The organism is Protofrankia sp. CiT1 (genome assembly GCF_917627335.1).
GTDB lineage: Bacteria > Actinomycetota > Actinomycetes > Frankiales > Frankiaceae > Protofrankia.
Window position 1 is genome coordinate 4,054 of sequence record NZ_CAKJTP010000094.1, and the last position, 1,113, is coordinate 5,166.

Consider the following 1,113-nt stretch of genomic DNA (forward strand, 5'->3'; position numbering starts at 1 on the left):
GTCCGGTCTGTACCGGTGATCGGTGGCTACCAGCCGAGGACGGTGGCGATGCGCTCACGGTGGTGGGCGGCACCGCCGAGCAGCACCGCGTCGGCGCGGGCCCGGCGGAAGTACAGGTGGGCGTTGTGCTCCCAGGTGAACCCGATCCCGCCGTGCAACTGGACGGTTTCCGCGCTGACGGTGCGGAACGCGTCCGAGCACCACGCCTGCGCCACCGCCGCCGCCTCGGCGAACGCGGGGGTGCCGGCGGCGATGAGCGCGCGGTCCACCGCTGAGCGTGACATCTCCACGAGTACGAGCAGGTCCGCGCACAGATGCTTGACGGCCTGGAAGCCGCCGATCGGACGGCCGAACTGGCGGCGTTCCTTCGCGTAGGAGACGATCATGTCCAGGCACGCCTGGGCGCCGCCGAGCTGTTCGGCGGCGAGCACCACACCGGTGGTGTCCAGCGCGGGGCAGACCACATCGGTCGCGGTCCCACCGCGGGTGAGCCGAGTCGCGGCCGCGCCGGTGAAGGTGACCCGGGCCTGTGCCCGGGTGAGGTCGAGGGTGGTCAGCCGCGTGACGGTCACACCGGGGCCGTCAGCGGGGACGAGGAAGAGATCCGCTCCGTCCCCCGGCCGGGACACGGCCGCGACGATGAGGCGGCGCGCACCCGGACCGTCCAGCACAAAGGGCGCGACCCCGTCGAGGACCACCCGGTCACGGCCGCTGTCCCCGCCCTCGTCACGGAACGTCAGCTGAAGACGGCCGGGCCGCCACAGCCCGTCGGCGTCGGTGACCGCGGGCCCGGTCACCTGCCCGGCCGCGATGTCCGCGAGTGCCGCCGCCGGCCCACCGGCCCCGGCCAGCACCTGGCCGGCCAGCACGGTCGAGGACAGGAACGGTACCGGCAGCAGGGTGGCGCCCAGCACCTCGGCGACGGTGGTGAGCTCGGCGAGGCCGCCCGCACCGCCGATGTCCTCGGGCAGCCCGAGGCAGGCCAGACCGATCTCGCGGCCCAGGACCGTCCAGGCGTGTTCGTCGAAGCCCGGCCCGTCGTCGCCGAGCCCGCGGGCCACGGCCGGGCCGCCCAGTTCCAGGCAGGCCTGCATGACGGTTTCCCGCAGGCTC

At 74.4% G+C, this 1,113-nt stretch carries 1 protein-coding gene; it reads right to left on the reverse strand.

Annotated features, from left to right (window positions below):
• Positions 1-26 precede the first annotated feature (26 nt).
• Positions 27-1,113: acyl-CoA dehydrogenase family protein (locus tag MJ785_RS14890; RefSeq protein ID WP_239381397.1), on the reverse strand; the 1,087-nt coding region annotated here is incomplete at its 5' end.